Origin of the sequence: Lichenicoccus sp., assembly GCF_965276875.1 — a bacterium.
GTDB lineage: Bacteria > Pseudomonadota > Alphaproteobacteria > Acetobacterales > Acetobacteraceae > Lichenicoccus.
Genome location: NZ_OZ255701.1, coordinates 3,974,779 through 3,988,287, shown reverse-complemented (window position 1 = coordinate 3,988,287; position 13,509 = coordinate 3,974,779). Strand labels below are relative to the sequence as shown.

Annotated in this window: 16 protein-coding genes; 9 read left to right on the top strand and 7 right to left on the bottom strand. The window is 67.5% G+C overall.

Annotated features, from left to right (window positions below; all coding sequences use genetic code 11):
- Positions 1–21: 21 nt before the first annotated feature.
- From ACQY4K_RS19280 to ACQY4K_RS19265, 4 genes are read left to right on the top strand one after another with little or no spacing between them, the layout of a single operon-like run.
- Positions 22–477, top strand: coding sequence for a hypothetical protein (locus ACQY4K_RS19280; protein ID WP_428391810.1), 456 nt, complete (start codon positions 22–24; stop codon positions 475–477).
- Entirely contained in the window at positions 474–1,562 is a 1,089-nt protein-coding gene (locus ACQY4K_RS19275; RefSeq protein ID WP_428391809.1) for an acyl-CoA dehydrogenase family protein, read from the top strand. Before ACQY4K_RS19280 ends, ACQY4K_RS19275 begins: the two co-directional genes overlap by 4 nt.
- A complete protein-coding gene (locus ACQY4K_RS19270; protein WP_428391808.1) occupies positions 1,559–2,293 on the top strand; it encodes a PIG-L deacetylase family protein in 735 nt (244 codons plus the stop codon). The genes ACQY4K_RS19275 and ACQY4K_RS19270 overlap by 4 nt, the downstream gene beginning before the upstream one ends.
- Positions 2,290–2,889 carry an SAM-dependent methyltransferase gene (locus tag ACQY4K_RS19265; protein ID WP_428391807.1) on the top strand — a complete coding sequence of 200 codons (600 nt, stop codon included), beginning with the start codon at positions 2,290–2,292 and terminating at the stop codon, positions 2,887–2,889. Before ACQY4K_RS19270 ends, ACQY4K_RS19265 begins: the two co-directional genes overlap by 4 nt.
- On the opposite strand, the gene ACQY4K_RS19260 is transcribed toward ACQY4K_RS19265, so the two are convergent.
- Positions 2,816–3,967, bottom strand: a complete 1,152-nt coding sequence (locus ACQY4K_RS19260; protein ID WP_428391806.1) for a glycosyltransferase — start codon at positions 3,965–3,967, stop codon at positions 2,816–2,818. The two genes, ACQY4K_RS19265 and ACQY4K_RS19260, sit on opposite strands and share 74 nt — an antisense overlap.
- 135 nt (positions 3,968–4,102) lie before the next feature.
- Here ACQY4K_RS19260 and ACQY4K_RS19255 point away from each other — a divergent pair, with 135 nt between their 5' ends.
- On the top strand, positions 4,103–5,332 hold the full coding sequence (locus ACQY4K_RS19255; protein WP_428391805.1) for an argininosuccinate synthase: 1,230 nt from the start codon (positions 4,103–4,105) through the stop codon (positions 5,330–5,332).
- Positions 5,333–5,347: 15 nt separating this feature from the next.
- On the opposite strand, the gene ACQY4K_RS19250 is transcribed toward ACQY4K_RS19255, so the two are convergent.
- Complete coding sequence (locus ACQY4K_RS19250; RefSeq protein ID WP_428391804.1) at positions 5,348–5,518, bottom strand: hypothetical protein; 171 nt, start codon at positions 5,516–5,518, stop codon at positions 5,348–5,350.
- A gap of 99 nt (positions 5,519–5,617) precedes the next feature.
- Between ACQY4K_RS19250 and trpS the strand changes: the two genes are divergently transcribed.
- From trpS to ACQY4K_RS19230, 4 genes are read left to right on the top strand one after another with little or no spacing between them, the layout of a single operon-like run.
- Positions 5,618–6,613, top strand: coding sequence for a tryptophan--tRNA ligase (gene trpS / locus ACQY4K_RS19245; protein WP_428391803.1), 996 nt, complete (start codon positions 5,618–5,620; stop codon positions 6,611–6,613).
- On the top strand, positions 6,610–7,029 hold the full coding sequence (locus ACQY4K_RS19240; RefSeq protein WP_428391802.1) for a secondary thiamine-phosphate synthase enzyme YjbQ: 420 nt from the start codon (positions 6,610–6,612) through the stop codon (positions 7,027–7,029). Before trpS ends, ACQY4K_RS19240 begins: the two co-directional genes overlap by 4 nt.
- A gap of 32 nt (positions 7,030–7,061) precedes the next feature.
- Entirely contained in the window at positions 7,062–7,508 is a 447-nt protein-coding gene (locus tag ACQY4K_RS19235) for a CHRD domain-containing protein (RefSeq protein ID WP_428391801.1), read from the top strand.
- Positions 7,505–8,668 carry an iron-containing alcohol dehydrogenase gene (locus ACQY4K_RS19230; protein WP_428391800.1) on the top strand — a complete coding sequence of 388 codons (1,164 nt, stop codon included), beginning with the start codon at positions 7,505–7,507 and terminating at the stop codon, positions 8,666–8,668. Before ACQY4K_RS19235 ends, ACQY4K_RS19230 begins: the two co-directional genes overlap by 4 nt.
- Positions 8,669–8,682: 14 nt before the next feature.
- Here the strand turns inward: ACQY4K_RS19230 and ACQY4K_RS19225 are convergent, their stop codons facing one another.
- The 5 genes from ACQY4K_RS19225 to ACQY4K_RS19205 all read right to left on the bottom strand — a co-directional run bounded on the left by ACQY4K_RS19225 (position 8,683) and on the right by ACQY4K_RS19205 (position 13,506).
- Complete coding sequence (locus tag ACQY4K_RS19225; RefSeq protein ID WP_428391799.1) at positions 8,683–9,042, bottom strand: hypothetical protein; 360 nt, start codon at positions 9,040–9,042, stop codon at positions 8,683–8,685.
- Positions 9,043–9,147: 105 nt separating this feature from the next.
- A complete protein-coding gene (locus tag ACQY4K_RS19220) occupies positions 9,148–10,890 on the bottom strand; it encodes an alginate export family protein (RefSeq protein WP_428391798.1) in 1,743 nt (580 codons plus the stop codon).
- A 122-nt stretch (positions 10,891–11,012) separates the two neighbouring features.
- A complete protein-coding gene (gene fghA, locus ACQY4K_RS19215) occupies positions 11,013–11,861 on the bottom strand; it encodes an S-formylglutathione hydrolase (RefSeq protein WP_428391797.1) in 849 nt (282 codons plus the stop codon).
- 3 nt (positions 11,862–11,864) lie between these two features.
- Positions 11,865–12,971 carry an S-(hydroxymethyl)glutathione dehydrogenase/class III alcohol dehydrogenase gene (locus ACQY4K_RS19210; protein ID WP_428391796.1) on the bottom strand — a complete coding sequence of 369 codons (1,107 nt, stop codon included), beginning with the start codon at positions 12,969–12,971 and terminating at the stop codon, positions 11,865–11,867.
- Positions 12,972–13,005: 34 nt separating this feature from the next.
- A complete protein-coding gene (locus ACQY4K_RS19205) occupies positions 13,006–13,506 on the bottom strand; it encodes an SRPBCC family protein (RefSeq protein WP_428391795.1) in 501 nt (166 codons plus the stop codon).
- Positions 13,507–13,509 lie beyond the last annotated feature (3 nt).

Below are 13,509 nucleotides of genomic sequence, written 5' to 3'. Positions count from 1 at the left end.
CCCGCCGTGTTGGAGATGGCCTTGGCTCGCTGGTCCCGCATTCTCGGCCTCGCCGTCGTCTCAAGCACCGTTGCCAGTGCCACCTCGAGTGTGGCGCTCGCGGCACTGGCGCACGTCGAGGGCAAAGGCGCCTTGCAGCCGGTCAATGCCACCAGCCATTGGCGAAACGGCGAGCCGGCCGCCGCCGTCACCGGCTTCGACCTGGCCCATACCGGCGTCGGCTACGCCACGCATCACGCCGCGACGTTTTTCTGGGCGGTGTTCTTCGAGGCCTGGATCGCCTGGCGCGGACCGCGCACGCCATGGACGGCAACGCGCGATGCCCTGGCACTCTCTGCCATCGCGGTCGTGGCGGATTATGGCGCGACACCGAAGCGCTTCACGCCGGGCTGGGAGTTCGTGCTGAGCAAGCGCGCAATGGCCGGGACCTATGTCGCGATGGCGCTGGGCTTTGCCGTCTCGGCCATGCGTCGGTGAGCAAGGCGCTACTCGAAGATCTGGCGGAGGCTTTGCCGGCGATAGAGTCGGAGGCCGACCGGCTCGATCGTGAGGGCGGCTTCCCCGAACACGCGTTCGCCGTGCTGCGCGAGACCGGTGCGATGGTCGCGACGCTGCCGGCGGAGCTCGGCGGCCTGGGCCTTGCCGCTGGCCGGTTGCTGGCTGTGTTGCGCCTGATCGGAGCTGGCAGCCTCGCTGTCGGGCGGCTTTACGAAGGCCACGTCAACGCGCTTCGGCTGATCGCCGTCTATGGCAGCGCCGCACAGCTTCGCCGTGCGGCAGGAGATGCGCGCGCGGGACATCTGTTCGGCATCTGGGTGACCGGCGGCAACGCGCCACTGCGGCTGCTGCGCGATGGCCTGCTCGAGGGCGAGAAGCGCTTCGCCTCCGGCGCGCTGCATGTCACCCGTGCCCTGGTCACCGCCCTGCATGACGGCGCGGAGCGTATGGCGATCGTGCCGCTGGGCGACGACCGCAGGGCGGATCCGACCCTCGGCGGCCTGCACGGCATGCGCGCGGCCTGCACCGGCCGCTGCGACTTCACCGGCATCCGGCTGGAGGAGGAGGCGCTAATCGGCGGACCCGACGACTATCTGCGACAACCGGAGTTCTCCGCCGGCGCCTGGCGCGGCATTGCCGTAGCACTTGGCGGCGTCGACCGGCTGGTGGCGCTGCTTTGCGAGCAGCTACGCGCGCGCGGGCGCGCCGACGACCCGCACCAGCTGACCAGGATCGGCGAGGCGCTGATCGCCCGTGAGACCGCCGCGATGTGGGCAGCCCGCGCCGCCGACGCGGCAGAAGGTGGCAGCATGGAGCGAGGCCGCATGGAGGGGGGCGACATCGTGGCGATGGTCGGGCTCGCGCGGATCGCGGCCGAAGTCGCGGCCCTCGACGTGATCCGGTTGGTGCAGCGCGGCCTCGGGCTCGCCGGGTTCCTGTGCGACAATCCAGCCGAACGGGTGATGCGTGATCTCGCCACCTATCTACGCCAGCCCGCGCCGGACGAGACCCTCACCGAGGCCGCCGGCTGGTTCAGCGGCCGCGCGATGCCGCCCGTGCGATGATGCGCGCGGACGCGCTGCACGCCGCTTGGCGCGCCTTGCCGCAGGCCGCGGACGAGAGGCTGCTGACATCGTCGCGGCCGATGATCCTGGCCCCGCACGCCGACGACGAGACGCTCGGCTGCGGCGGCCTGATCGCCGAGCTCTGCGCGCGCGGGCGCCCGCCACTGGTGGTGATCGTCACCGACGGCACCGGCTCGCATCCGAACTCAGCCACCTGGCCTCCCTCGCGACTGCGCGCGCTGCGCGAGCACGAAGCACGGGCCGCCACGGCCGTCCTCGGCCTGCCGGACCCCTGCCTCGGCTTCCTGCGGCTGCGCGACACCGCGGCACCGCGCGAGGGTGACGCGTTCGAGGCCGCCTGCCGCGCGATCGCCTTGCGCGCGTCGGCCTGCGACACGCTGCTGGCGCCTTGGCTGGGCGATCCGCACTGCGACCATGAGGCGGTGCAGTTGATGGCGCGCCGCGTTGCCGACGGCCTAGGGGCGCGGCTGCTCTCCTACCCGGTCTGGGGTTGGCTGATCGAGGGCGCGACATCAGTCGACGAGACGCCGCCAGTCGCGGGCTTCTCGCTCGACATTACCCGGCATCTGCCGCGCAAGGCGGCGGCGATCCGGCTGCACGCGTCGCAATATACCAACATGATCGACGACGACCCGTCTGGCTTCCGACTGCCGGAGGCGCTGCTGTCGGTGTTCGAGCAGCCGCGCGAGACCTACCTGGAGGCACGATGAGCCGGCAGAGCTGGAAGGCGGAGGTGTTCGACCGGCTCTACGCCGCGTGCGACGACCCCTGGAATTTCGAGACCAGTCCGTACGAACAGGCGAAATATGCCGACACCCTGCAACAGCTCGACGATCGGCATTTCGAGTGCGTGCTTGAATGCGGCTGCTCGATCGGCGTGCTGAGCCGGCTGCTGGCGCCGCGCTGCGACCGGTTGCTCGGGCTGGATGCGGCGGCGGCCGCGATCGGCCAGGCCGAGGCCCGATGCGCCGGACTGGACCATGTCGCGTTCCGGCGCGCCATGTTGCCCCAGGACTGGGCCATAAATTGGCCGGCCGGCACCTTCGACCTCATCGTCATGTCCGAGCTGCTGTATTTTCTCTGCCCCGACGACATCGCCGCCCTGGCGCATCGCTGTGTCGAGGGCGCGCCCGAGACCTGCATGATCCTGCTGGTGAACTGGACCGGACCGACCGACACGCCCACCACCGGAGACGAGGCGGCCGTCTTGTTCCGTGATGCGGCGGTCGGCTTTACGCCAGATGCGCCGCTGCACCGACCGTCCTACCGGCTCGATCGTCTGCATCGTGCACCGGCATCGCGGTGAACCGCGCAAGGATTTGCCGGGCGGCGGCTTCCTCCCGTGCCAGCGAACGGCGCGGCACCGCGACGCGCGCGAGCAGCGGGCTCGCCGCCTCGATGGCTGCCCAGGCCTCGCCGAAATAGGCGGATCTGAGCCAGTCCAGCAAGACCGACTCGTCGAGTGCCGCCGCACGCGCCAGACCGCGCACGGGCTCCTGCCAGGCGGCGGAGAGGTGATGGCGTCGCGTCCACGAGGCACGGGCGCGGGCCCTCAGCTCCGCCCGGCGCAGGCAAAGCAGGGCCGGCTCCAGCGCCTCGTCGAGGAACGGATCCTGGCGGATCATACGACGCGCCATCGTCTCGGCCATGCCACCGGCCGCGCGGCCTTCCAGACGGCCAGAGACCGTCACCCGCACATCCGGTGCATGACGGATACGCGCATCAACCCGTCGCAGCGCCTGCAGGAAGCCGCGATCCTCGCCAGTCGGCAGCGGCGCCATGCCCCCGGCCCGGTCCCAGGCGGCAACGGTGACCGCGATGGAGGCGCCGGAATGCTCGCAATGACGTGGCAACGGGTCCGCCAGGTCGGGATCGACGCGGCCGTGGATTTCGTCGAGGAGTCCGGCATAGGCGACCTCGCGCGCGTCGTCCGCGTGCAGCGCCGGCGCGACCTGTAGCGCCTCCAGGGGATCGATGATGGCACGGCCGCACACCGCCTCGGCGCCGAGCGCGAACGCGGCACCGTTGCCGGCGACCCAATCGGGATCCACGACGCCATCGGCATCGCTGGTGGCAATGATGCCGGCCGGTCCCGCGATCGCGGCCGCCAGCGTCATCGCGCGACTCCGTGCATGGCCGGCATTGGCCTCGCAGGAGGGGAAGTCGCGGCATTCGAGCGTCAGGTCGAAGCCCAGACGCGGCCGCAGCCGTTCGACCAGGGCGGCGCTGTCGTCGGTGCAGTTGTTAAGCAGCAGCACGACATGATCGCAGGCAGCGCCGCGCTGATTGTCCAGTGCGCGCAGACAGGCCTCCAGCCGTGCCACTTCGTTACGCGCGGGAATGGCCACCACGAAACGCGGCGTCGTTGGAAACGGTGCAAGCATGAGCGGGCCTTGGCAGGAACAATCCCGCAACCGACGCGCGGCCCTGCCGGTTGCTTGAGACTCGTCTCACAAAAGCGCGGTCTTGCAGGCGCGCGCGCAATGCGGATGCTACGGCGGCTTACTGGAGAGACGATCATGGCCGTCAGGACGATCAAGAAAGTTGTGCTCGCTTATTCCGGCGGCCTTGACACCAGCGTGATCTTGCGCTGGCTGCGCACCGCCTACGGCTGCGAGGTGGTGACCTTCACGGCTGATCTGGGCCAGGGCGAGGAGCTCGAGCCGGCACGTCGCAAGGCCGAACAGGCCGGGGTGCGCGAGATTTTCGTCGACGACCTGCGCGAGACCTTCGTGCGCGACTTCGTGTTTCCGATGTTCCGCGCCAATGCGCTCTACGAAGGCCAATACCTGCTCGGCACCGCCATTGCGCGTCCGCTAATCGCGCAGCGGCAGATCGAGATCGCAGAGCAGGTCGGCGCCGATGCCGTGGCACACGGCGCGACCGGCAAGGGCAACGACCAGGTGCGCTTCGAGCTCGCCTATTACGCACTCAAGCCGGATGTGACGGTCATCGCACCCTGGCGCGAATGGGACCTGACCAGCCGCACGAAGCTGCTCGCCTTTGCCGAGGCGCACCAGATCCCGGTCTCGATGGACAAGCGCGGCGAGGCACCGTTCTCGGTCGACGCCAACCTGCTGCACTCCTCCTCGGAGGGTAAAATCCTTGAGGACCCGGCCGTCCCTCCGGACGAGAGCGTGTTCCAGCGCACCATCAGCCCCGAGGCGGCCCCGGACGTGGCCACCGAGATCAGCGTCGATTTTGCCCATGGCGACGCGGTCGCGATCGACGGGCAGGCGCTGTCGCCGGCGTCGCTGCTGACCCGGCTGAACGAACTGGGACGCGCGAACGGCATCGGCCGGCTCGACCTGGTGGAGAACCGCTTCGTCGGCATGAAGTCGCGCGGCATCTACGAGACGCCAGGCGGCACCATCCTGCTCGCCGCGCACCGCGCCATCGAGAGCATCACGCTGGACCGCGACGCCGGCCATCTCAAGGACAGCCTGATGCCGCGCTACGCCGAGCTGATTTATAACGGCTTCTGGTTCAGCCCGGAGCGGCGGATGCTGCAGGCGCTGATCGATTCAAGCCAGGCCTGCGTCACCGGCCGGGTGCGGCTGAAGCTCTATAAGGGCAACGTCATCGTGGTTGGTCGCGAGAGCCCGAACAGCCTGTACGATACCCGCGTGGTCACCTTCGAGGACGACCAGGGCGCCTACGACCAGGTCGACGCGCAGGGCTTCATCCGGCTGAACGCGCTCAGGCTGCGGCTGGCCGCGTCCGCGGGACGGCGCGGCGGCGCGTTGTAGGCACCGCGCCCGGCGCTACCCGCCGAGCGCCTTGTCGATCGTGTGCCCGGTCTTCTGCGCGGGTCCCGGGTGCAGGGTATTGTCGATGCTCGACCCTGCCTTTTCGGCCGGACCCTCGTGCGACTCGCAGGCGGCGAGTGCGAGCATGACGCCCAGGCCGATGGCAGCGGAGGCGGTGGTTCTCATCGGCGTTTGCTCTTCCTGTCTCGAAGACATGCCAACTCAGAACGCTCCCGATGGTTGCAAGGCTTGACCCGAAGCCGGTGCAGGTTGGACAAGCTTTGAATGCAGCGCGTCTTCTCCGGCATCCAGCCCTCCGGCATTCCGCATCTCGGCAATTATCTCGGCGCCATACGCAACTGGGTGGCGCTACAGGACGGCCACGACTGCCTGTTCTGCCTGGTCGACCTGCACGCGATCACGGTGTGGCAGGATCCCGCGGCACTGCGCGCGCAGACCCGGGCGCAGGCGGCGGTGCTGATCGCATCGGGCATCGACCCGGGCCGCCACATCCTGTTCAACCAGTCCGCGGTCAGCGCGCATGCGCGGCTGGCCTGGATTTTCAACTGCGTCTCGCGTCTCGGCTGGTTGGGGCGCATGACCCAGTTCAAGGACAAGACTGGCCAGGACCGCGAGGCGGCGTCCGCCGGACTCTATGTCTACCCCAACCTGATGGCGGCCGACATCCTCGCCTATCATGCAACAAGGGTGCCGGTCGGCGACGACCAGCGCCAGCATCTCGAGTTCGCCCGCGACATCGCCCAGAAGTTCAACCACGATTACGCGGTCGACTTCTTCCCCGAAATCGAGGCGCTGATCCCGACGGGTGCCGCGCGCGTGATGAGCCTGCGCGACGGTAGCCGCAAGATGTCCAAGTCCGACACGTCCGAGCAGAGCCGGATCACCATGACCGATGACGCCGACACCATCGCACTCAAAATCAGACGGGCGAAGACCGATGCGGAGACGCTGCCGCGCGAAGCCACTGGCCTGGAGGGACGGCTGGAGGCGCGCAACCTCGTCGAGATCTACGCAGCCCTTACTGGATCGAGCCTCGAGCAGGTGCTGGAGGCGCATGGCGGCAGCGGCTTCGGTGCGTTCAAGCCAGCGCTGAGCGAGGTCGTGGTCAACGCGGTCTCGCCGATCGCCGACGAGACCAGGCGATTGCTGGCCGATCCCGAGCATCTCGACCACGTCCTGCGCGACGGTGCCATGCGGGCGCAGGCGCTGGCCGAGCCGATCGTCACCGAGGCCGAGCGCATCGTGGGCTTCCTGAAATGAGACAGGCCCTGCACACCCTGCGCATCGACACGCGCGGTCAGGGTCTGACCGAAATCACTCGGCCGGTGCTGGAGTGGACAGCGGCTCAGGGCATCGAGACCGGACTTCTGACGCTGTGGTGCCGGCACACCTCGGCATCGCTGACCGTCCAGGAAAACGCCTCGCCGGCGGTGCGCGAGGACATCGCCCGCTTCTTTGCCACCCTGGTCCCCGAGGACCGCGCCCGCTACATCCATGACGATGAAGGCCCCGACGACATGCCGGCGCACCTTCGCACCATGTTGACCAACACACATTTGACGATCCCCGTCTCAGGCGGTGAGCCGGTGCTCGGAACCTGGCAGGGGGTGTATCTGTTCGAACATCGACGCTCTCCGCACCGGCGCGACATCGTGCTGCATCTGCTGGGGACGTAGTCAAGGAACCGACAATGCCTCGAATGCGTGACATGTCCCAGCTATCCCGGCGCCTGCTTCTCGCCGCCGGCTTCACCGTCGCTCTCGGGGGAGCCGCCTCGGCCAAAGAGCTCAAGGTCATGGGCACCTTCATTGCCGACGCCGGCGTGACCACGCAGCCGACCGGCGACGTCACCGGCAGCTTCAACACTCACACGCACAAGCTGGACTTCAAAGTCACCTACGGCGGTCTGTCGGGTCCGGTGGTCGCAGCGCATTTCCACGGCCCCGCCAAGCTTGGGCATAATGCCGGCGTGATGATCCCGATCGAGAAGCCCTATGACAGCCCGATCACCGGAAGCGTCGATCTGAGCGCCAAGCAGACACACGCGCTCGAACACGGCCTGGTCTATGTCAACCTGCATACCCAGGCGAATCCAAACGGCGAGGCGCGCGCCCAGCTCCACACCGGCCATATGGCGATGCACAAGGCGTCGTGACCCTCAGCATCGTCTCACCGCGGCTGCTGCTGATCGGCGGCGGCTGCGTCGGGGACCTGGCGGGCGTGCTCGCCAAGCTGTCGCTGCGCCGGCCGTTGCTGGTGACCGATCCCTATATGGTCAGCTCCGGGCTGCTCGGACGCGCCACGGCACCGCTCGCGGCCGCCGGGACCGCGTATGCGGTGTTCAGCGAGACGGTGCCCGAGCCCACCGACCAGGTGGTGGCGGCCGGGGTCGCGATCCTGCAAGCGGGCGACCATGACTGCCTGATTGCCTTCGGCGGCGGCTCGCCGATCGACACCGCCAAGGCGATGGCGATTCTGTTCGCCGCCGGCGGCACCTTGCGCGCGCGCAAGGTGCCGGTGCTGAACGACGCGGCCGCACTTCCGCTCGTCGCCATCCCCACGACGGCCGGCACCGGCAGCGAGGTGAGCCGCTTTACCGTCATCACCGACACCGAAACGCACGAGAAGATGCTGATCGCGGGCCTCGCGGTGCAGCCGCTCGCCGCCCTGGTCGATTACGAACTGACGCTGACGGTGCCGCCGCGGGTCACCGCCGATACCGGCGTCGACAGCCTGACGCATGCCCTCGAATCCTACGTCTCGCGCCACGCCAACCCCTATTCCGATGCCCAGGCACTGGCCGCGATGCGCCTGATCGGCGCGAACCTGCGCACCGCCTTCGCCGAGCCCGGCAATCGCGCCGCGCGCGAGGCGATGATGACCGGGGCCACCCTGGCCGGGCTTGCCTTCTCCAACAGCTCGGTGGCGCTGGTACATGGCATGTCGCGACCGATCGGGGCGCATTTCCACGTGCCGCACGGGCTGTCCAACGCCATGCTGCTGCCGACGGTGACACGCTACGGGCTTGCGCACGCCCCCGCCCGCTACGCCGAGGCCGCGCGACAGATCGGCTTCGCCGACACCAACGCCTCGGATGAGACGGCGGCGGCGCAACTCGCCAGCAGCCTCGACGCACTCAACCGCGACCTGTGCGTGCCGACACCAGCGGCTTTCGGCATCGACGCCGAACAATGGGAGTCACGACTGCCCCTGATGGCCGAGCAGGCGCTGGCCTCCGGCAGTCCCGCCAATAATCCGCGCGTCCCGGACGCCGCCGAGATCGTGGACCTTTATCGCGCGGTCTGGCGCCCGTAGCGCCGACGCTCAGCTCACTTGAAAAGGCTCCCCGAAAGGCCATAGCTCTGCATAGTGCCTGCGATCCAGCCCTGGTCTGTAGAATGGATTTTGTGGGTCGAACAGCGGATGAGTGCGTCGAACACATCTCGACGCGCCGCATAGTCCACGTCGGCCTCGTCCGTGTCGCGCACCAGATCGTGCCGCTCGTGACGCAACAGTTCGGCGGCCGCATGCACGGTCAGCTGAGGTTGGCTTTCCTCGAAGCAAGCCTTTTCCCGCAGCAGCAGCGTTTCGACGAAATTGGTCACGCGGCGGTTGCCGGCGCTCGCCTGCGCTTTCACGAATGCGCCAACCTCAGGTCGGAACCGCATGGTAAAGGCGTCACGCGTCAATTTTCTCCGGAGCGAATGACAGTATAAACGCTTGACACTCACCTGTCAGCCTCTTCTCGGTGCGGATCGGTGCCGGCGCACAGGGATCGACCGTAGCCGGGACACTCAGAACCGGAAGTCGAGCGTCGAGAGAGAGTAGGTGCCATTCGAGGCGCCGGCGGCCTTGAGCGCGCGCGAGGCGAAAAAGCGCGCGAGATCGTTGGTCCAGGACAGATGTCGTGTGATCCGCCAGGCGAAGCTGGCCTGCGGCGTCACGCCGACAAAGCCGCCGTTGTCGTCGCGTGGGAAAGCGTAGATCCGGCTTGCGCCATAGACCGCGTCGTTAGTGCTGTCGCGCCAGAACACCGGGATTTTCACCCGCAGCAGCGTGGTGCGGCTGGTCGCCATCTCCAGCACCGGACCCGTATCGATCAGGTTCGAGGGGGCCAGATAGGTCGTGGTGTCGAGATAGTTCGTGCTCGGATTATAGGGTGCTGCAAAGGTGCCGACGCGACCTGTCTTCCTGGTGTCGTCGCCGCCGGAGTAGAGGTCGCTCTGCAGGGCCAGCAGCGGGTGCGTGTAGATCCCGGTGAAGCGGTAGCCGAGCACGGTGTTGATCGAATAGGCGCTGACCTCTCGGGGTTCGCTGCCGCGGGCATCGCGGAACTGACCGCCCTGATAGATACCGCCGAGGGAGAACTCGATCGGGCCCGCCTTCCCCCAGGTCCGCGTGCCGTAATTATGGCGCAAGGTCGAGCCGGACGCCGTGCCGGTTGCGCTCGGGATCGCGGCGGCGGTGCCGCCATATTCATAGCCGAGATAGAAGAAGTCCACGAACACATGGCCGGGGCGGCCAAGGAAATCGAAGTCCGGGGGCACCCAGCTCTCATAACCGCCGAACAGGCGTGCGTTCCAGTTCTCGTTGTCGCGCAAGAGCGGCGTCGGATTGGTGTTGGTCTGCACGAAGTCGAACAGATCGACGCGCACGCGCGGCCAGATCGCGTATCCCCGCACGCCGTTCCAGGAGAGCGGCACGTTCGGGGTCTCGCGCGCGAACAGCACGTAATCGGGGGCGTCGAGGAACATCTGACGGCCGAACTTCAGGCCGGTTTTCGCTCCTGCCAAAGGCACCGTGACCTCGCCGAACAGCTGCTCCAGGTCGAGCCGCGTACGATAGGTTGCGTTATAGCCGTAGGCGTTCCAGCCTGCCGCGTCGCCATTCAGCAGCTCGGCGAAAACGCGAAAGCACGGGCCGAGATGCAGGTCGGCGCCGTAGAGGCCCCGCATTGTCATGCGTCCGGAATCACGGGGCTTCTGGAACCCAAGGAAAGGTCGGGTCTCGAGCCAGTTCTTCAGCCGCTCGTCGCCGCTCAAGGTGAGATAGATGCTCTTGCGGGCATTCAGAGGGATGAACTTCAGCGGATCGAAGACGTCTTTGCTCAGAATGGGGTCGTGCAGGAAGCTCCAATCTTCCGCTGACGGGTCGGTACCGTAACGTGCGACCGGCCCGAAGCCGGCGGCGGAGCCGCCGTCGCGGTTGAACACGCCCCAATCGCCCGTGTGGATCTCCGCTGGCGCCTGCGCCTTGGGCGGGTTGTGCAAGCCCTCCGGCAGGGCATTGATCTGCGGCTGCACCTGCAACCGCGGTGATTGCCGCGGATTTGGCGAAATCGTGGGCAGCCGCGAAGAGCCTGTGCCCGGCGGCGACATTTGAGCCCTGACTTTCGCGGTCAGGCCGATGATGACGAGTGTCGCAACCATGACGGAAGACCACTGAAATCGGCTGATCGGTTTTCGTCGCAGAGTGATCAGTGTCTGATCGTTCTCGAAGGCGCTGATGTGCAGACTGGCGTCCAATGCTGTTGGCATGGCACTGCCCTCCGCCCGCCGTAATGATCACACGAAGAGCATAATACACGACAGGGCACGATAGAACGCAATACACACGATTACAGAGTGTGGTTTTTTGCAGGATGCGACGAGCGGCCTGCTCAGCGCCGCAGCGCGGCCGCGTGATGCGCGATATGGTCCGCGATCACCGTCTTTATGAACCAATAGGAATGGTCGTAGCCGGGATGTCGGCGCAGGGTCAGCGACTGCGCGGCGGCGGCGGCGGCGGCTTCGAGCGCCTCTGGATGGAGCTGGTCCGACAGGAACGCATCCGCCTCGCCCTGATCGACCAGGATCGTTGCGGGGTGGGTGCGGCCGGCGCGCAGCAGCAGGCTGGCGTCGTGTTCGGCCCAAGCCGCGCGGTCCTGGCCGAGGAGGTGGGCGAAGGCCTTCTCGCCCCAGGGCACGGACGCCGGATTGGCGATCGGCGCCAGCGCCGAGACGGAGCGCCAGCGTTCGGGCTCGCGCAGCGCCAGCACCAGCGCGCCATGGCCACCCATCGAGTGCCCGATGATGCCACGCCGGTCGCCTGCCACCGGGAACGACGCTTCCACCCATTCCGGCAGTTCATGCGCGACATGGCTCGCCATGCGGTAATGCGACGACCAGGGGGCTTCGGTGGCATCGACATAAAAGCCGGCGCCGAGGCCGAAATCCCACGCCGCATCCTCGCCGGGAATGCCGGCGCCGCGCGGGCTGGTGTCGCTGGCGACGAGGGCCAGGCCGTGTTCCGCGGCATGGCGCAATGCCCCGGACTTGGTCAGGAAGGTCTCCTCGTTGCAGGTCAGCCCGGCCAGCGCATACAGCGCAGGCACCCGCGCGCCGGCGAGGGCCTGCGGCGGCAGGAACAGCGCGAACCGCGCCTCCAGGCCGAGCGCTTCGGAGTGCCGGCTGTAGAAACCGACACGGCCACCGGCGCAGGCATGCTCGGCTCGCGGGGTCAGCGGCATCGCTCAGTACACCACGACGCTGCGTATGCTCTCGCCGCGCGTCATGAGATCGAAGCCCTCGTTGATCCGCTCCAGCGGCAGCTTATGGGTGATCAGGTCGTCAATGTTGATGCGGCCGTCCATGTACCAGTCGACGATTCGCGGCACGTCGGTGCGGCCGCGGGCACCGCCGAAGGCCGAGCCGATCCAGCGTCGTCCGGTGACGAGTTGGAACGGACGGGTGGCGATTTCCTGGCCGGCGCTCGCAACGCCGATGATGGTCGCCACCCCCCAGCCGCGATGCGCGCATTCCAGCGCCTGGCGCATCAACGTGGTATTGCCGACGCACTCGAAGGAATAATCGGCACCTCCGCGGGTCAGCTCGACCAGATGGCCAACCAGATCGAGGGTGTCCTTGGAGTTGACGAAATGGGTCATGCCGAAACGGCGTGCCATCGCCTCGCGCGCCGGATTGACGTCGACGCCGACGATCATGCCGGCACCGACCATGCGCGCACCCTGGATCACGTTCAGCCCGATGCCGCCGAGGCCGAACACCACCACCGTACTGCCGGGCTCGACCTTGGCGGTGAACAGCACGGCACCAATGCCGGTGGTGACGCCGCAGCCGATATAGCAGATCGTCTCGAACGGCGCGTCAGGGCGGACGCGGGCCAGCGCGATCTCGGGCAGCACGGTATAGTTCGCAAACGTCGAGCAGCCCATGTAGTGCAGCAACGGCTTGCCATTGAGCGAGAACCGCGAACTGCCGTCGGGCATCAGCCCGCGCCCTTGCGTGGCGCGTATCGAGGTGCAGAGATTGGTCTTGCGGCTCAGGCAGCTTTTGCACTGGCGGCATTCCGGCGTGTAGAGCGGGATCACGTGATCGCCGGGCCGCAGCGAACTCACGCCGGGCCCGACCTCGACCACCACGCCGGCCCCCTCATGGCCGAGGATCGACGGGAACAGCCCTTCCGGATCGGCGCCGGAGAGCGTGTATTTGTCGGTGTGGCAGATGCCTGTGGCCTTGATCTCGACCAGCACTTCGCCCTCGCGTGGGCCCTCGAGCTGCACCGTCTCGATGTGCAGGGGCTCACCTGCCTCGAATGCCACCGCCGCGCGCACGTCCATTCCGGTCCTCCTGCTCTGGCACCGCTGGCAACCCTTACCTTGCCTCGGCGCGTGCCGCCAACGCCGTGTTCATGGCCTCGAACGCCGGCACCAGATCACGCGGATCGAACACCCACAGCAGGGCACCGGTGAAATGTTCGCCCTGCGTGAACCGTGTGCCTGCCGAAGTCGGCTGCAGCAGGAAATAATGCTCGCCCGTGAACAGCAGCGGCAGACCCCAAAGCCGACCGCGCCAGCGCAGTTCGCGATCGCGCCGCGCGACCAGCACCCGCGGCCAGAAGATCACCTGTTCGGCGCCATAGCCTTCGATATTCTCGATGGTCGCACCGGCCAGGAGAGTGCCTTTGAGGCCCGCGATCATCGGGTTCCATCTTGGATAGGATGCGGTGTCGGTGAGTACCGCCCAGACCCGCGCGGGTGGTGCCTTGATCGTAATCGTGGTCAGGATATCGCTGCGCGGCGCCAACACCGCCAAGGCAGCGCACAGGATGGCCAGGGCGGCAATGACGAGACGTGACGGTTTGAGCGGCATCATGGA

Excerpts from the sequence above, each read along its gene's own strand:
- ACQY4K_RS19265 (WP_428391807.1), top strand. The coding sequence starts at position 2,290 with ATGAGCCGGCAGAGCTGGAAGGCGGAGGTGTTCGACCGGCTCTACGCC.
- fghA (WP_428391797.1), bottom strand. The coding sequence starts at position 11,861 with ATGCCGCTGACCCCGCGAGCCGAGCATGCCTGCGCCGGTGGCCGTGTC.
- ACQY4K_RS19240 (WP_428391802.1), top strand. The coding sequence starts at position 6,610 with ATGAGACAGGCCCTGCACACCCTGCGCATCGACACGCGCGGTCAGGGT.
- trpS (WP_428391803.1), top strand. The coding sequence starts at position 5,618 with ATGCAGCGCGTCTTCTCCGGCATCCAGCCCTCCGGCATTCCGCATCTC.
- ACQY4K_RS19260 (WP_428391806.1), bottom strand. The coding sequence starts at position 3,967 with ATGCTTGCACCGTTTCCAACGACGCCGCGTTTCGTGGTGGCCATTCCC.
- ACQY4K_RS19235 (WP_428391801.1), top strand. The coding sequence starts at position 7,062 with ATGTCCCAGCTATCCCGGCGCCTGCTTCTCGCCGCCGGCTTCACCGTC.
- ACQY4K_RS19250 (WP_428391804.1), bottom strand. The coding sequence starts at position 5,518 with ATGAGAACCACCGCCTCCGCTGCCATCGGCCTGGGCGTCATGCTCGCA.
- ACQY4K_RS19270 (WP_428391808.1), top strand. The coding sequence starts at position 1,559 with ATGATGCGCGCGGACGCGCTGCACGCCGCTTGGCGCGCCTTGCCGCAG.
- ACQY4K_RS19205 (WP_428391795.1), bottom strand. The coding sequence starts at position 13,506 with ATGATGCCGCTCAAACCGTCACGTCTCGTCATTGCCGCCCTGGCCATC.
- ACQY4K_RS19210 (WP_428391796.1), bottom strand. The coding sequence starts at position 12,971 with ATGGACGTGCGCGCGGCGGTGGCATTCGAGGCAGGTGAGCCCCTGCAC.
- ACQY4K_RS19220 (WP_428391798.1), bottom strand. The coding sequence starts at position 10,890 with ATGCCAACAGCATTGGACGCCAGTCTGCACATCAGCGCCTTCGAGAAC.
- ACQY4K_RS19255 (WP_428391805.1), top strand. The coding sequence starts at position 4,103 with ATGGCCGTCAGGACGATCAAGAAAGTTGTGCTCGCTTATTCCGGCGGC.